The sequence below is a fragment of the Bifidobacterium sp. UBA4282 genome, from assembly GCF_002394995.1.
Classification (GTDB): Bacteria; Actinomycetota; Actinomycetes; order Actinomycetales; family Bifidobacteriaceae; genus Bifidobacterium; species Bifidobacterium pullorum_B.
The window spans coordinates 22,209-38,026 of sequence record NZ_DGVO01000037.1 but is presented as its reverse complement, the minus strand read 5'-3'; the positions used below and the strand labels follow the sequence as shown (position 1 = coordinate 38,026).

Below are 15,818 nucleotides of genomic sequence, written 5' to 3'. Positions count from 1 at the left end.
AGCGCCGTGCCGGCGCAGACACGGATGCCGACGCTCACATGCAGATGCGGTCCAACGGCATGGCCGAATCGATCGGGAAATCGGGGGCCGAGGGGGCTACGCCCGCCTCCACCAGGTTCACGCCCAGCATGGCGACCATCGCGCCGTTGTCGGTGCACAGCCTGAGTTCCGGCACACGCACCTCGACGCCATGTTCGGCACCGACCTCCAACAGTTTGGCGCGCAGCTGGGAGTTGGCCGAAAAGCCGCCGCCCACGATCAGCGTGCGCGAACCGTACTGCTCGCAGCCGCGCATCGCCTTCCTGGCCAGCACGGTGGCCACCGAATCCGCCAGGGACGCGCACACGTCGTCCACGGGGATCTCCTCGCCGCGGTCCTGCCGCTCCTCGATCCACCGGGCCACGGCGGTCTTGACGCCGGAGAAGCTGAAGTCGTACGGGTGTTCGCGGCCGGCCTTGCCCTGCGTCAATCCTTGCGGCACCGCGATGGCATGCGGGTCGCCCGCCTGCGCGTGCCGGTCGATGTGGGGGCCTCCCGGATACGGGAAGCCCAGCAGACGGGCCACCTTGTCGAAGCACTCCCCCGCCGCGTCATCCAGCGTGGTGCCGACCACGTCGATATGCCGCGCCACATCCTCCACATGAAGCAGCGAGGTATGCCCGCCGGAGACGATCAGCGCGAGCGTGTCCGGCGGGAACGGACCGAATTGCAGCTGGGTGACGGCGATATGCCCGATGACGTGGTTGATACCGTAGATGGGCTTGTTCGCCGCCCAGGCCAACGCCTTGGCGCCGGATACGCCCACGGCCAAGCATCCCGCCAGACCGGGGCCGGCGGAGACCGCGATCGCGTCCACGTCGCCGATGGTCATGTCGGCGTCGGCCAACGCCTTGGAGACCACGGGTACGAACGCCTCGGCGTGGGCGCGCGAGGCGATCTCGGGGATCACGCCGCCGTAGCGGGCATGTTCATCCATCGACGAGGCCACCACGTTCGACAGGAGTCGCCGCCCACGGACCACGGCCGCGGCCGTTTCGTCGCAGGTCGACTCGATGCCGAGCACCACCGGTTCACTCATGAGCGTTCTCCTCCTGGTTGCGTTGCGGCGCGGCGGCCGCGCTTTGGAATCCGACCGTCCGCGGGGCGAGGTCGAGCGCCATCGTGTAGGCGTCGACGCCTTCGGGCTGATAGTACCGTTTGCGCAGCCCCATGCGGCGGAATCCATGCCGTTCGTACAGGCGCAGCGCCGGCCCGTTATCCACCCGGACCTCCAGCAGCATGCGCCGGGCCCCCTGGGCGCGAGCCTGGTCGATCAATGCGGCCAGCAGCCGCGTGGCGACGCCCTGACGCTGACAATCGCGTTCCACGCCGATGGTCATCAGTTCGGCGTCGTCCCCGTCATACCAGAATCCGGCATATCCGTGGATGGCCGTATGGTCGGCATCGTCCACGGCCAGCAGATAGGTGCGCGCGAAGGCGTCAAGTTCCTGCCCGACCGCGTCCCGGCTCCATGCCCCGACGCCGAACAGCTCGTGTTCGAGTTCGGCGATGCGTGCCACGACGATGCCGCGGTCCACCGTGTTGCATCCGACGATTATCATGCGTTCCGCTCCGCCCCGCCATGGTGCAGCACCTGCTTGAGCGGCTTGGGCACCGACACGTCCGGACGGCGCAGGTACAGCGGCTCCACCGTCCGGCCGTGGCCGGCGTCCCGATGCGCCGTGGCGTGCCGTGCGAACAGCGCCAGGCCGTCCGCGCCGCAGTCGAACGGCGTCGCATCCGCGACCATGCCGACGGACTCGATGCTTTCCCATGCCGCCGCGTATTTGCCGGCCCCGTGGCCGATGATATCGACCAGGACGCGGCGTTCCGGCCGTGCCTCGCGCAGCTGTGCGACGGCGGCGTTCACCCGCTCGGCGATATGGTCGGGGTAGTCGATGTCCATGTCAATCAACGGGCGCATTCCGGGAGCCGTGTCCGGCGCATCGGCGTACAGCGCGCAGTACAGTTGCCGACGGCGCGCATCATTGACGGCCAGCGTCAGCCGAATGTCGCCTTCCTGCAGCGGCTGGAATGCCGGTATTCCGACAGGCGCGGCGATCGACGCGTCACGTAGATGCGCGGCCAACTCGTGCTGCGGGGCGAGGATATCCTGCCCGATCAGCGTGGCGCCGGTGGCGTAAGCGATGGTTTTGGCCGCCACAATGCCGGCGCGCAGTCCGGTGAACGGTGCGGGGCCGATGCCGACGACCACCGTGTCGAGATCACGCGGCCGCAGACCGGCTTCGGCGACGGCGCGGGCGATGTTGCTCTGGAGTCGTTCGACATGGGTGCGCGAATCGGTTTCAATGATCGGCTCGCGTCCGACGATGCCGACCGCCGACCCGTACGAGGTGTCAATCACCAGTGTGCGCGTCACATCCGCCATGCTGCCTCCTGCCGTTGCCTGTTTGACCATCTCACTGTACAACCCTCCGGCAACGAGGACTATGCGGCGATTCGACGCGGGCGAACACGCTAGCGCGGCAATGCCGTCAGACGGCTGTCCCAGTCGCCTCCGCACGGCGTGATCGTGACGATGCGGGCACCGTCGCTGGTCGGTGCAACGCCGGAATCGTCGTGCGAGGAGGGCCGGCTGATGCCGATCTCCAGCCGTTCGGGGGCGAGCGCGGCGGCCATCTGTTCGCCCCATTCCATCAGGATGACCGTATGCTCGCCCGGTTCGTCCAGTTCCTCGTCCAGTCCGAGCGATTCCAGTTCGTCCAGCAGTCGGTCGACGCTGTTCTGTCCGGGTGCGTAGGCGGTGCCGCCCAAGCGGTAGGCGTCCACGTGGATGAGGTGTGCGGGCGAACCGTCAGCGAATCGTCCGTCGAGTTCGCGGGCGATGGTGAAGGTCGGGGAGACGATGGGGCCGTCGATGCCCAGGCCACGGCCGAATCCTTGGGCGAACGTGGTTTTGCCCGCGCCGAGCGGTCCGGATAGGAGGATGACGTCGCCGCCTGTGGTGATCGAGGCGACGGCCGCGCCCAGTTCGCGCATGGATTCCGTGGTTGCGGCGGTGATGGTGAGTGGGGTTGTCATATCAGTGTTCGCGTCCTTTGCTGCCGATGAGGATGATGGCGCGTTCCAAGGCGTAGACCGGGTCTCCCCCGTTGGTTTTGCTCTGTTCGTCCGCCCATGCGAGGGTTTGGATGCATCGGCCGAGCCCGGCGGATGTCCATCCGGACAGTTGCCGCATGGCGATTTTCAGGACGTACGGGTTGGTTTTGGCCTCCGCTTGGGAGATGACGCCGGATTTGACCGCCGAGGCCTTGGCCAGGGTGCGCAGTTTCATGGCCAGTGCGCCGATCAGGGCGATGGGTTCCGTGCCTTGTTCGATGGTGGATCGCATGGCCACGATGGCGTCGGCGGTGCGTCCCTCCAGGGCGCGGTCGGCCACGGCGAATCCGCTGACCTGCGGGTCCGCCGTCAGGTACTGGTTGACGCGTTCGATGCCGATGGGATCGTCGTCGAAGTCGAAGCATAGCTGCCCGCACATGGCGGCCAGTTCGCCGGTGCGCTCGCCCAGGACGGCCACCAGCTGCTGGGCCGCCATGGGGTCCACGCGCCGGTGGCGCCGTTCGAACTGCTGCATGACGAAGTTAATCTTGGCGTCGGCCTTCTTCAGGTCGGGGACCTTCTCCTCCCTAGCACCCGCCTTGATGATCAGGTCGTGGATGCGTTTGCCTTTGGTCCCGCCCTCGTGCTGACAAATCACCGGGCTGGCGTTGGCATCGTTGTTGGACTGTCCGCAGTATGCGGCGATGGCGTCGCCCAGTTTCTCATCGGCGTTCTGCAGGTTGCGAACCACCACGATGGCGCGGTCGGCGAGCAGGGAGGGGCTGACCGCCTCATCGAAGGCGTACCGGTCGGCATCGGTGGCGTCCAGTTCCACGACGTCCGCGTCCGGGTAGGCGTTCAGCGCCTGGTGGGTCAGGTCGCGGACGCGCTGGTCGTTGAGGTAGGAGTCTCCCCCGTACACGATGGATACCATGGCTTTGGCTGACGGCTTGGGCATACTGTTCAATCTCTCCGCATCGCTGGACATTTCCCCCGGTTGTCCGAGCTGTGATCCGCCCGGTCATCCCATGAGCCGAACACCTTGGGAGTCTGATTGATCCACAGGCCGATCCTCTCGTACCGGTTCCGCAACGGCCGCCATGGCTCGCTCGGTTCGTCGACGCGCGCCCGCATCCGCGCCGTCCCGCCAGCCCGCAATCGGCCGACGGCCCTCGCCAGCACCGCAATGGCCACCTCCGCACAGACCACGCCGACGGCACCGGTCACGCCATCGGCCCACGGCAGCGTCATGCGGTCGTCGCCGCCCAGCCACATGGCGCAGCATTCCATGACCTTGGTCCCCCACCCGGCAACCCATGCCAATGCGCCGCCCACGGGCGGGCAGCACCACGCCGTCAGCAGACCGGCCAGACCGGTTATGGTGGCGGCCCCGACCACCGGGGATACAATCAGGTTGGCGGGCACGGACATCAACGGGATGGCGGGCTCCATCAGGATCTGCACCGGCAGCGTGCAGCATTGCGCCGCAACGGTCAGGGCCACCGCCTCCGCCACAATTGCGGGCAGGAACCGTTCCAGTCGTGCCGCGATCGCACCCGTGCAGGTGATGATGCCGAACACCGCCGCGCAGGAGAGCGCGAACCCGTAGCTCGCCGCCATGTCCGGACGCGCCACGATTACGACGCCCGCCGTCCAGCACAGGGCGCTCATCGCCTGCGGACGGCGCCCCGCGGCCGTGGCCGCGGCCGTGAGACACCCCATGATCAGCGCCCTGGTCACCGAATCCGAGGGGAACATCAGCGCCGACAGCCCCAGATATGCGCCCACGGTGGCGACCGCCACCACATACCGGTGGGCGAGCAGCCGCGCGCACAGGCGGCGCACCAACGCCGCCACCAACACGAAATGGCCTCCCGAAACCGCCATGAGATGCATGATCCCCGAGCGGCGGAACCGCTCTTCCAGCTGACCGGCATAGGTGGCGTCGATTTCGGAGGCTCCCCCGGACCGTGCGGCGTACCGTTCCGATCCCAGCACGCCGATGGTCAGTCCCGGCACCAGCACCCTGGCTTGATCGGATAGGTCGTCCGTAGCCGCGAAGAACGCCTCCTGCATATGCGCCACGATGCGGGACCCCAACGGCGGCACCAATGCCAGCTGTGCGCCGTGCGCGTCATCGAGGGTCAACCGCACCCGCTGCCCGCCGAACTTGTTCTCCGCCAGATGTCCGGAGAACCGGTAGCGCGCATCGCGGGCCAGCGCGGCGCATTGCTCACCCGAGGCGTAGAGCCGCACATCCACGGAGGTGACCATATCCACCCCGTCGATCGTCACCCGGGTCAGTCGCGCCTCGCTTTGGCAATCCGCCTCGAATGTGTCGGCCACCGTCACCGGGGCGCGCACCGTGCCCTGCATCACGGCATGGACCGGACCATCGCGCACGCGAACCGACACCGGGTCATGCCAGACGACGGCGTTCACGCACCAGGTGGATACGCACGCGGTCAGCGCGGCGCAGCACACCATCGTCGTCATCCACACCGTGGCACGCGTCGGCCGCCAACACCCACGCATGACCGCGATCCCTACGCCCACGCCCGCGGCCGCGCCGAACGCCCCGGCCGCCAACACCCAGCCGATACCGACGTCCGTCCACCAACCATCGGCGGCCGGTTCCATCACGGCGGCGAACAGCCACCGGGTACCCAGAGCGGCCGCCCAGACCGTCAACGCCACCGGCAGCATCCGCCAATCACGGCTGCCCTGCTCCCTCCGTCCGCATCCGTCCATCCGCATCACCGCACCACCACCTGATCCCGCATCCTCTCCAGGGTTTTGGGGCCGATGCCGGAAACCTCCAGCAGTTGATCGACGCTGCTGAACCGCCCCACCTGCGAGCGATAGTCGAGGATGCGCTGTGCGATGGCCGGTCCGACGCCGGTGATGGTGTCCAGCTGTTCGAGTGAGGCGGTGTTCAGGTCGATCCGTCCCTGCTCGTCGATGCCCGGAGCGGCGCCGCCGGCATCCGGATTGGAGGGTTCCGGGGGCTGTGCGCCGTCGGACGACGCATCGAGCGATTCGCCGGGCGATTCGCCGGACAAATCGTCGGACAAATCGTCGGATGCAACGTCATGCGACTCACCATCGTCGGACGCGGACGCACCGCCCCCGGATGTCGCCTCGCCTGACGCCCCCTCCTGGGGTGTATCGGAGGACCGGTCCTGGTGCTGCATGGAAGTCTCCTGCTCCCGGTAGGCGGCGTAGTGCAGCGATTGACGGACAAGCAACGTCAGGCTGGCGCTCAGCGCGCAGCACAGCAGCAAGACGACAATCAACGCATGCACCGGTTTGACCGTCAGCCGCGGGCGATCACGGCGGAACCGCGATGTCAGCTCGCCCTCATCAAGGCAATCCGTCGGCTGCACCCCGGCCAGCCCAGCGAGTCGTACGCGCCCCGTGCCACGTACCTGTTCACGCACGATGCCATGCGCGGCATCCGGTTGTGGGCATGACGGCGGTCTGGGCGGCGAGAGCAGCCGTTCGCGCGGCTCCAAGGCGTCCAGTCGTCCCATCGCCGGTGATATGCCGGCATCCGTTCTGCGCATACCTCCACGATGCCGCCGCAACCGCCCGGAAGTCCAGCGCCGCCGGGCGATGTGGTCGAACGATTCCGGTTATCCACCGCCACCCCCGACGAACGGTCGACGTCACGCCCGCGTATACGACTATGGGCGGCCTCCCATGCTCGGAAGGCCGCCCATCGTAAAGTATGCGGCAGAGACCCGGTTGCCCCGATCGATTATTCGGCCGGCACAATCGAGACGATCTTCGGCGCCTTGACAATCACCTTGCGCGGTGTCTTGCCGCCTAGACGATCGGCCACGGCCTCCAGCGCCATCCGTTCGAGCTCGGCCGGATCAATGTCCGGGCTGACCTCCAGCTTGGCGCGCACCTTGCCCTTGATCTGCACGACCGCGGTGATGGTATCCTGCCCGACGTACCGTTCGTCGGCCACCGGCCAGGATTCGTGGGCCAGCGATGCGGTATGCCCAAGGCGGTTCCACAGCTCCTCGCAGATATGCGGCGCGATCGGCGCGAGCATGAGGATCAGCGGTTCCACGGCAGCGCGCGGCACCGCATCCAACGAGGTCAGATGGTTGTTGAGCACGATGAGCTTGGCGATGGCGGTGTTCGGGCGCATGCCCTCCATCTCCACCGTCACGTCGGCGATGGTGTTGTTGAGCAGCTTGAGGGTCTTCAGATCCGGCTCGTCCTCGCTCACGCGCACCTCGCCGGTGGTCTCGTCGACCACGTTGCGCCACAGGCGCTGCAGAAAGCGCATGCCGCCGACCACGTTGCGAGTGTTCCACGGGCGGGACTCCGCCAGCGGGCCCATGCTCATCTCGTACAGGCGGAACGTGTCCGCGCCGTAGTTCTCGTACATGTCATCAGGCGTGATGATGTTCTTCAGGCTCTTGCCCATCTTGCCGAACTCGCGGTTGACATGCTGGCCGTTCCAGGTGAACGTCGGTTCGCCATCGGAGCCGGCCGGGCCTTCCTCCACCTCAGCGGCCGGCACGTACTGGCCGCGGTCGTCGGTGTAGGCGTAGGCCTGGATCATGCCCTGGTTGAACAGCTTGTGGAACGGCTCGGCCGAGTCCACATAGCCCAGGTCGAACAGCACCTTGTGCCAGAAGCGCGCGTACAGCAGGTGGAGCACCGCGTGCTCGACGCCGCCGACGTACAGGTCCACGCCGCCGGAACGGCCGTTGCCGCGGTCCGGGCCCATCCAGTAGTCGTACTCGTCCTTCTCCACCATGTGCTCGGTGTCGGTCGGGTCGAGGTAGCGCATGTAGTACCAGCAGGAGCCGGCCCAGTTCGGCATCGTGTTCGTGTCACGATAGTAGGTCTTCGGCCCCTCGCCCAGGTCCATCGTGACCTTGACCCACTCCTCGTTGCGGCTCAGCGGCGCCTCCGGGTTGGATTCGGCGTCCTCCGGGTCGAAGGTCTTCGGGCTGTAGTCGGGCACGTCCGGCAGGTTGATCGGCAGCTGCTCGTCCGGCAGCAGGTGCGCCACGCCATCCTCGTCGTAGACGATCGGGAACGGCTCGCCCCAGTAGCGCTGACGACTGAACAGCCAGTCGCGCAGGCGGTAGCTGACCGTGCCCTTGCCCACGCCGGCCTGTTCCAGCCAGGCGTTGACCTTGGCGATCGCGTCGTCCACGCGCAGGCCGTCGATCGACAGCGGCTGGCCGTCGGCGCGGGTGGCGTCCACGGAGGAGTTGATGACGATGCCGTCGTGGGAGACGAACGGCGCCTTGCCCTCGTAGTTGGACAGGTCGTCGCCGGATTCCGGCAGCGGCTGGACCGTGTAGATCACCGGCAGGCCGTACTTGACGGCGAAGTCGTAGTCACGCTGGTCGCCACCCGGCACGGCCATGATCGCGCCGGTGCCGTAGTCCATCAGCACGTAGTCGGCGGTGAACAGCGGCAGCTTGGCACCGGTGATCGGGTTGATGGCGTACAGACCGGTGAACAGGCCCGTCTTCTCGCCCGCCTCGTCCACACGGTCCTTGGCAGTCTTGGCCTCGGCCGCACGGCGGTAGGCGGTCACGGCCTCCTTCGGCGTGGCGTAGCCGCCGGTCCAGGACTCGGGGGTGTCCTGCGGCCAGGCGTCCGGCACGCAGGCCAGCAGGTGGTGCTCCGGGGAGACCACGGCGAATGTGGTGCCGAACAGCGTGTCGGGACGGGTGGTGTAGATCTCCATGTCCTGCTCGCCGGACGGGGTCTCGACCGTGAAGTGCACGGAGGCGCCGTGCGATTCGCCGATCCAGTTGCGCTGCATCAGCTTGACCTTCTCGGGCCAGTCGATGGTGTCCAGATCGCTGATCAGACGGTGGCCGTAGGCGGTGATGCGCATCGACCACTGGCGCAGCTCGCGCTGGAACACCGGGAAGTTGCCGCGCTCGGACTTGCCCTCGGCGGTGACCTCCTCGTTGGCGAGCACGGTGCCCAGGCCCGGGCACCAGTTGACCGGGGACTTGGAGATGTACGCCAGACGGAACTCGTTGAGCACGTCGGCCTGTTCGACGGCGGTCAGTTCGTTCCACACCTTGCCGTCGTGCCCGGGGATGGCACGGGTGCCGGATTCGAACTCGGCCACCAGATCGGAGATCGGACGGGCGCAGCCCTTGGATCCGCTCGGGTTCGTGGCCTCCGGATCGTACCAGGCGTCATAGATGCGGGAGAAGATCCACTGCGTCCAGCGCACATAGCCGGGGTCGATGGTGGCGAAGGATCGACGGTCGTCGAAGCTCAGGCCCATGCGGTGCAGCTGGCGGCGCATGTTGGCGATGTTCTGCTCGGTTGTCACGCGCGGATGCTGGCCGGTCTGCACGGCGTACTGCTCGGCGGGCAGGCCGAAGGCGTCATAGCCCATGGCGTGCAGCACGTTCTCGCCCTTCATGCGGTGGTAGCGGCTGACCACGTCGGTGGCCAGATAGCCGAGCGGATGGCCCACGTGCAGGCCCTTGCCCGAGGGGTACGGGAACATGTCCATCGCGAAGTAGGACTTGCGGCCTTCGGCGTTGCGGCCTTCGCCGTCCTTGAGATCGCCGTTGACGTTCGCCGCCCAGAAGGTGCCGTGCTCGTCCCAGTACTGCTGCCAACGCTCCTCGATGCCCTGCGCCATCGCGGCGTTATAGCGGAAGGCGGGTTCGCCGGCATCGACCGCCGGCGCCGCCGTGTTCTTCTCGTTGTCACTCATGGTCAACGATTATCGCCACGTAACTGGACACCAAGCGGGGCGTCGTCCGCTGTCCGGACGGGCCCCGTGTCACTTGAACCAGCGGGAGCGGGTCAGGAACCAGGTCACCGCCGCGGCCAGCGCCATCGAGACCACCACGATGAGCAGGAATCCCCACGGTTTGTCGGTGAACGGCATGCCCATCATGCCGCCGTCGAAGTTCATGCCGTACATCGAGAAGATGAGCGTCGGGATCGACAGCGAGATGGAGATGATCGTGAAGATGCGCATCACGTTGTTCAGGTTGTTGGACACGATCGAGGCGAAGGCGTCGGTCATGTTGGCCAGAACGCCGCTGTAGATGTTCGCCATCTCGATGGCCTGCTTGTTCTCGGTGATCACGTCCTCAAGCAGGTCCTCGTCCTCCGGGTACTGCTTGATGCGGGCCAGCGTGGTGAGCTTCTCCATCACGATCTCGTTCGATTTGAGCGATGTGGTGAAGTACACCAAGGTCTTGCTCAGTTCCAGGAGCATCAGGATCTCGCGGTTCTGCATCGAATGGCGCAGCTTGAGTTCGAGCTTGTCGCTCTCCCGGTCGATGATGCGCAGATATCGCAGGTACATGGTGGCGTTGCGGTACAGGATCTGCAGGATGAAACGCGTCTTCATGTAGGTGTTGAACCCGCGGATCGTCCCCTCCATGAACGGGTGAAGCACGGGGGTGTCCTGCATGCACACGGTGATGATCATGTTCTGCGTCACGATGATCGACAGAGGAATCGTCTCGTACCAGTCGCGTCCGCCGCGCTCCTCCACGGTCGGGATGTCGACGATGATCATCGTGTAGTCGTCCTCGACGTCCACGCGCGAGCGTTCCTCGTCATCCAGCGGGGCGCGCAGGTCGGCCAGGTCGATGCCGGTCTCCTGCGCCACGGTGGCCAGTTCCACGTCGGTCGGGTCGGAGAGACACAGCCATGATCCGTTCTCCGGTTTACTGATCTGTTCCACCTGGCCGTTGATGGTGTTGAACATACGCAACATGGGTCTCTCACCCGCCTTTCACTGACTGTTGGATAGGATGCCACGGCTCATCCGAGCCGTATAAAGCATAGCCCCTGTCCCCCGACTTTGCGCCCGTTGCGGACACAAGTTCAACCGTTGTTCATATACGCCGTTCCGGTTCGATGGATTCCGTGCGCCGACCCACGCTCCGGGCCGCAACGGGCCGGCCGGACCCGCCCCCCAACGGGTTCCCCCGCACGTGAATCCATGCGATTACGATGGCGGTTATGACGGAACATGTGGAGCACGGGTTCGGCCCGGTGTGGGATGCTGAGTCACGGGTGCTGGTGCTGGGCTCGATGCCCAGCCCGAAATCGCGGGAGGCGTCGTTCTATTACATGCACCCGCGCAACCGGTTCTGGCCGGTGATGGCCGCGGTGTTCGCCGATCCGACCGATCCGGAGGATGCGCCGGGCGATACGCCGGATTCCCGGCGCGCGTTCGCGTTGTGGCATGGCATCGCGCTGTGGGATGTCATCGCCGAATGCGATATCGACGGCGCATCCGACGCGTCGATCGCCAACGCGGTGCCGAACGATCCGGTTCCGCTGATCCGGGGTTCGCGCATCGCGTTGGTGGCCACGACCGGCGCCAAGGCGACGCAGCTGTATCGGCGGTTGTGTACGCCGTTGCTGGAACGGGCCGGGATCACGGTGCCGCACGTGGGGTTGCCATCGACCAGTCCGGCGAACGCGGCGATGGGTCTGGACCGGCTCATCGCCGCGTACCGTGAGGCGTTGGCGCCGACGGGCCGATAACCGCGACGTCGCGGCGGACATATCCGCGACGACATGCGCGTCACAGTTCCGTCCGCGTATAGATGCGCATACAGATGGCCGCGCTGGCCGCCATGATCGCCACGGTGAGCGCGGCGCATATCCCGCAGCACAGGACCAGCCGTTCCGGGGACAGCAGCCAGAGCAGCCCGTCGGACCATGCGGCCACCACGGATTCGTCCCGACTGCCTACGAACAGCGCCACCATCAGCACGGCGAACACACCGAGCATCGGCAGCATGGTGGTGGCCGTGGTGGCGCCGAACCGGTAGAACAGTATGGTCATCGCGCACACCATGACGGTGCAGACCAGCAGGAACGCCGATCCGACCAGCAGAGCCTCGTGCACGGCGTCCGCGGAGCACATCGCCGCCATCATCCCGGCAGGGCCGCCCAGTTCCGGAGCCACCGCCGCGATGCCGATGTTCAGTCCCACCGCGACAGCCGCCGTCAGCAGGCTGGCGATCACCAGCGTCGGCAGGGTCAGGTATCGCCCCGCAACGATATCGCGCCGGCTCAGCGGCAGCGTCATGCGATACGACTTCCATCCCTTCAGCTCATCGTATTGTCCCAGCTGCATGCCCACCATGGGGTAGGTCATGAACAACGCCGCGGCCACCACCGTGGCCAGGGATTGCGTCTGCAGCCCCAGCCACAGGCACAGCACCAGCGATATGGGCAGGTTCAGCAGCATCCTCTGCCGGATCATCATCAGATCGAGATGCCATGCGCGGATCATCGTGAGACCCCCTTGATTGTGAAATGCAGATAGTCGTCGATGGTCATGCGGTCGCAGGGGATGTCGGGGAACGCCTCGGCGAACGCGAACCGATCCGGCACCGCCAGATCGACGCCGTATTCGTGACGCAAGATCCTCGGTGCCGTGCCGCCGAACACATCCGACCCAAGGATCGCGTCGATGTCACGCGCCCGGCATCGGGCCACACCCATCGTGTCGGTGATCTCGTCCTTCGGTTTGTCGAAGACGATGCGGCCGTCGTCGATGCAGACCACCCGGTCCGCGATCCGTTCCAGGTCGGAGGTGATGTGGCTGGACATGAGGACGCCATGTCCGTCATCCGCCACGAATTCGCGCAACAGGTCCAGCACCTCGTCACGGGCCATCGGGTCGAGTCCGGCGGTGGCCTCGTCCAGGATGAGCAGCCGCGCCCCGTGGCTGAGCGCGCAGGCGAGCGACAGCTTCATGCCCATACCCCGGGAGAGTTCCTTGACCTTCTTGGTGTCCTGCAGGTCGAACCGCTTCAGGTATGCACGGAACCGGCGTTCGTCCCACTGCCGGTAACAGCGCTGGAGCACCCCGTTGATGTCCCGGATGCGCAGCGCATCGGGGAACGCCAACGTGTCGAAGACAACGCCCAGCAGTTCCTTGGCCGCCACGCCTTCCGACCGGCCCATCTCGCGGATCGGCGCGCCCATCACCGTCCCCTCGCCGCCGTCGGGGCGGATCAGCCCCAGCAGCGCCTTGATCGTGGTGGTCTTGCCCGCCCCGTTGCGTCCGACGTAGCCGACGATCTCGCCAGGGCGGACGCTCAGGTCCACATTCCGCAGGGCGAAGTCGCCATACCGTTTGCATAATTGATGGGCCTCAAGCAGAGGCCGGGAGTCGCTCATGATGCGTCGCCTTCCATGATGAGATCCATCATCTCCCGAAGCTCGTCATCGCCGATGTCGGCGGACCGCGCGTCATCGACCAGCCGCATGAGTCGCTGCTCGATCTGGCGACGGCGCTCCTCGCGCAGCAGTTCGACGTTGCCGCCGGTGACGAAGCTGCCCTTGCCCTGCACGGTTTCGATGAACCCCTGGGCCTCCAGATCCGTATACGCCCGTTTGGTGGTGATCGCACTGATGCGCAGCCCGTTGGCGAGCGCGCGGATCGAGGGCAGCTTCTGCCCCGGCTGGAGTTCGCCGGTCAGGATGAGCTCCTTGATCTGCGTGGTGATCTGCTCGTAGATCGGTCTGTTCGACGAGTTGGAGATGATCAGGTCCACTGTGTGTTTCCTTTGCCGTTGTCAGGTGTCCGCCGCGCATGGCTTGTGCGGCGGCCACCGTGCCCTTGACGAAAGCGTCCTCCCGGAAGAGCCCGAGTGTATATACCCTCTATACACAGTATATACACGCGACGGTGGCGGGTCAACACGCCCATCAGAAGTCCGGTTCCCCGTACCGTCCCGACCCCGCCCCATACGGACCGGCATAATCGGGTATGGCCCCGACCGTACCGCCGCCGTACGCACCGGTCTCCTGCGGCCACGGCGATTCGATGCGGCGGGTGCGCTCGCGGGTCCCCATCGACGAGATCCGATACGGGCCGTCAACGCTCCAGCCGTCCATGTACGGGGCGAGCTGCGCATCGTCGGGTTCCGGCACCGCGATGTCGATGCGTTCGGGATGCAGACCTGGGTCCTCGGCGTCCACGCGTTCCCGCAGCAGCGCTATCCGCCGGGCCACCTCCACGCGGTCCGCGCCCTCATAGCGTTCCAGCGCACGCTCCAGTGCCGACAGGAACTCGCGCCGGCGCGCCATCGCCAGGTATTGCTCCGCCTGATGATCCATGTCGGCCATCAGCCGATCGCATGCATACCGTTCCCGGGCGCACCGCTTGGCCTCCTCCCATTCGGCCCGCTCCTGCCGGTCCTTGCGGCGCCGCTCCATTGCCGATGCGAATTCGTTGAACACCGATGGGATCTTCTCCTCCAGCGATGACGTCGCCGTGTCCTTGGCGGTCCTCCGGCAGGCGACGTCGCCATCCGTCCTAATGGCGATCTGCAGCAGGCCGGTGCCGATGAACTCGCGCACGCGGTACGCCAGCCAACGCGGCTCATCCGGGTCCGCGCCGACGGCTGCGGGCGGCTTGCGCGGGGCGTTCGGTGCGCATACCTCCTGTACACGCAGGAAATACGTCACGCCGTCGTCGGTGGCGCACACGATATGCGCCCATGTCAGGTCTTCGCGGTGCAGCCGCAGCAGGTCCCCGTCGTCGGGCGGCGGCACGGCGAACCCGCGGTCCAGCGCCGATGTTCCGATAAGCCTGATGATCGCGACAGCACGTTCCACGTGCGGCTCGCTCACATATTGGTTGTCCCGATCGTCCCTGAACCGATCGACCCATGCCTCAATGGCCGTATCCTGCGTCATAGTGCCCCCTTGCCTGTTTGTCTTGCATACTGTGGTGTACGCCGCGCGCATCCCACGCGCGACGTTGCACCACAGCATGGCACATGCGACGCCATATCGCCACCGCCTGGCCTGACAATGTGGACAAGTGGATGAAGTAACGGCTATCCACATCGGCCTTCGCCGGACATGCCGGAGCCGCCCCAAACGCAACAACGGCGGCGGGACGCCGCCACGGGCATCCCGCCGCCGGATTCTCACGCGGCCGTCGCGCACGCCGATACGCGGAACCTCACCAGTCGATCCGCGGCGCCGGCAGCGCCGGACGTTCGTCGATGGAGGGCAGGTCGGCGGCGTCGGCCGCATAAAACCGCTTGAGGTCGGAGGAGAACTTGCGCAGGCTCTCCTTGGCCGAATACAGCATATGACCGGCCGGGTAGTAGGTGAACGCCACATTGCCGCGCAGCGGTTCGGGCAGTCCCAGATGGTCGATGTCGCATTCGGTCTGGAAGAACGGCGTACACAGGTCATACCAGCCGTTGCCAATCAACACCTTGAGCGTGGGCTGGTGCACGATCGCCGCGGCCAGGTCGGCCGTGACCGACGGGAACGGGATGATCTCGCCCTCAATGCACTTGGTGTGCGCGGGCAGGCGGTGCCACCACATCCACCCCTTGCCCGGCTCGGTGGATTCCCAGTCGAAATCCGCAAAACCTCGGCGCTCGGGGACGCGGTCCCAGCCCAGCTCGTCGCGCAGATAGGCGTTGACCAGGCTGGAATACGCGGGGTCCAGGTAGGCGTCATCGACCACGAAGGTCTCGTCGTCACTGACCGGATCGAGATCGTATCCGGCGGCGCGGCCGTCGTACCGGCCCACGATCCGGCTCCGGTCGAGCAGCAGACGCTTGCGGAACCGGGTGTCCAGCACCCGCAGGTCGGAGGCGAACACGTAATCGGCGTTCAGGCCGGTCAGTTCGGCGTAGCGTTCCGCCACCCTGCGCTTCGTCCCGTCATCCAGGCGGGCGCCGGCGGCGAGCGAC

At 66.3% G+C, this 15,818-nt stretch carries 14 protein-coding genes and 1 pseudogene; 1 reads left to right on the top strand and 14 read right to left on the bottom strand.

Features of this window, described 5'->3' with window-relative positions; genetic code table 11:
• Positions 1-34 precede the first annotated feature (34 nt).
• The 9 genes from tsaD to B4C31_RS05420 all read right to left on the bottom strand — a co-directional run bounded on the left by tsaD (position 35) and on the right by B4C31_RS05420 (position 10,846).
• Positions 35-1,078: a tRNA (adenosine(37)-N6)-threonylcarbamoyltransferase complex transferase subunit TsaD gene (gene tsaD, locus B4C31_RS05460; protein ID WP_291531646.1), complete on the bottom strand. Its 1,044-nt coding sequence runs from the start codon at positions 1,076-1,078 to the stop codon at positions 35-37.
• The gene (rimI, locus tag B4C31_RS05455; protein WP_051912210.1) at positions 1,071-1,598 is read right to left on the bottom strand and encodes a ribosomal protein S18-alanine N-acetyltransferase; all 528 of its coding nucleotides are present in this window, start codon (positions 1,596-1,598) and stop codon (positions 1,071-1,073) included. The genes tsaD and rimI overlap by 8 nt, the downstream gene beginning before the upstream one ends.
• On the bottom strand, positions 1,598-2,428 hold the full coding sequence (gene tsaB / locus B4C31_RS05450) for a tRNA (adenosine(37)-N6)-threonylcarbamoyltransferase complex dimerization subunit type 1 TsaB (RefSeq protein WP_291531645.1): 831 nt from the start codon (positions 2,426-2,428) through the stop codon (positions 1,598-1,600). Before tsaB ends, rimI begins: the two co-directional genes overlap by 1 nt.
• Before the next feature lie 89 nt (positions 2,429-2,517).
• Entirely contained in the window at positions 2,518-3,081 is a 564-nt protein-coding gene (tsaE, locus tag B4C31_RS05445; RefSeq protein WP_291531644.1) for a tRNA (adenosine(37)-N6)-threonylcarbamoyltransferase complex ATPase subunit type 1 TsaE, read from the bottom strand.
• 1 nt (position 3,082) lies between these two features.
• The gene (holA, locus tag B4C31_RS05440; RefSeq protein WP_204389122.1) at positions 3,083-4,057 is read right to left on the bottom strand and encodes a DNA polymerase III subunit delta; all 975 of its coding nucleotides are present in this window, start codon (positions 4,055-4,057) and stop codon (positions 3,083-3,085) included.
• A 5-nt stretch (positions 4,058-4,062) separates the two neighbouring features.
• Complete coding sequence (locus tag B4C31_RS05435; protein ID WP_291531643.1) at positions 4,063-5,856, bottom strand: ComEC/Rec2 family competence protein; 1,794 nt, start codon at positions 5,854-5,856, stop codon at positions 4,063-4,065.
• Positions 5,856-6,665, bottom strand: coding sequence for a ComEA family DNA-binding protein (locus B4C31_RS05430; protein WP_291531642.1), 810 nt, complete (start codon positions 6,663-6,665; stop codon positions 5,856-5,858). The genes B4C31_RS05435 and B4C31_RS05430 overlap by 1 nt, the downstream gene beginning before the upstream one ends.
• A gap of 194 nt (positions 6,666-6,859) precedes the next feature.
• Positions 6,860-9,826, bottom strand: a complete 2,967-nt coding sequence (gene leuS, locus B4C31_RS05425; RefSeq protein WP_291531641.1) for a leucine--tRNA ligase — start codon at positions 9,824-9,826, stop codon at positions 6,860-6,862.
• 69 nt (positions 9,827-9,895) lie between these two features.
• Positions 9,896-10,846, bottom strand: coding sequence for a magnesium transporter CorA family protein (locus B4C31_RS05420; RefSeq protein WP_033505757.1), 951 nt, complete (start codon positions 10,844-10,846; stop codon positions 9,896-9,898).
• Positions 10,847-11,094: 248 nt separating this feature from the next.
• On the opposite strand from B4C31_RS05420, the gene B4C31_RS05415 reads away from it, so the two are divergent.
• The gene (locus tag B4C31_RS05415; protein WP_291531640.1) at positions 11,095-11,625 is read left to right on the top strand and encodes a DNA-deoxyinosine glycosylase; all 531 of its coding nucleotides are present in this window, start codon (positions 11,095-11,097) and stop codon (positions 11,623-11,625) included.
• Between the two features lie 40 nt (positions 11,626-11,665).
• Here B4C31_RS05415 and B4C31_RS05410 read toward each other — a convergent pair whose 3' ends face one another.
• From B4C31_RS05410 to B4C31_RS05390, 5 genes and pseudogenes are all read right to left on the bottom strand, one after another.
• Positions 11,666-12,382, bottom strand: coding sequence for an ABC-2 transporter permease (locus tag B4C31_RS05410; protein WP_291531639.1), 717 nt, complete (start codon positions 12,380-12,382; stop codon positions 11,666-11,668).
• The gene (locus B4C31_RS05405; protein ID WP_291531638.1) at positions 12,379-13,275 is read right to left on the bottom strand and encodes an ABC transporter ATP-binding protein; all 897 of its coding nucleotides are present in this window, start codon (positions 13,273-13,275) and stop codon (positions 12,379-12,381) included. Before B4C31_RS05405 ends, B4C31_RS05410 begins: the two co-directional genes overlap by 4 nt.
• Positions 13,272-13,652, bottom strand: a complete 381-nt coding sequence (locus tag B4C31_RS05400; protein ID WP_033505764.1) for a GntR family transcriptional regulator — start codon at positions 13,650-13,652, stop codon at positions 13,272-13,274. Before B4C31_RS05400 ends, B4C31_RS05405 begins: the two co-directional genes overlap by 4 nt.
• Positions 13,653-13,806: 154 nt before the next feature.
• The gene (locus B4C31_RS05395) at positions 13,807-14,799 is read right to left on the bottom strand and encodes a hypothetical protein (RefSeq protein ID WP_291531637.1); all 993 of its coding nucleotides are present in this window, start codon (positions 14,797-14,799) and stop codon (positions 13,807-13,809) included.
• A gap of 271 nt (positions 14,800-15,070) precedes the next feature.
• Positions 15,071-15,818 (bottom strand): annotated as a pseudogene (locus tag B4C31_RS05390) (carboxypeptidase); the annotation flags it as partial.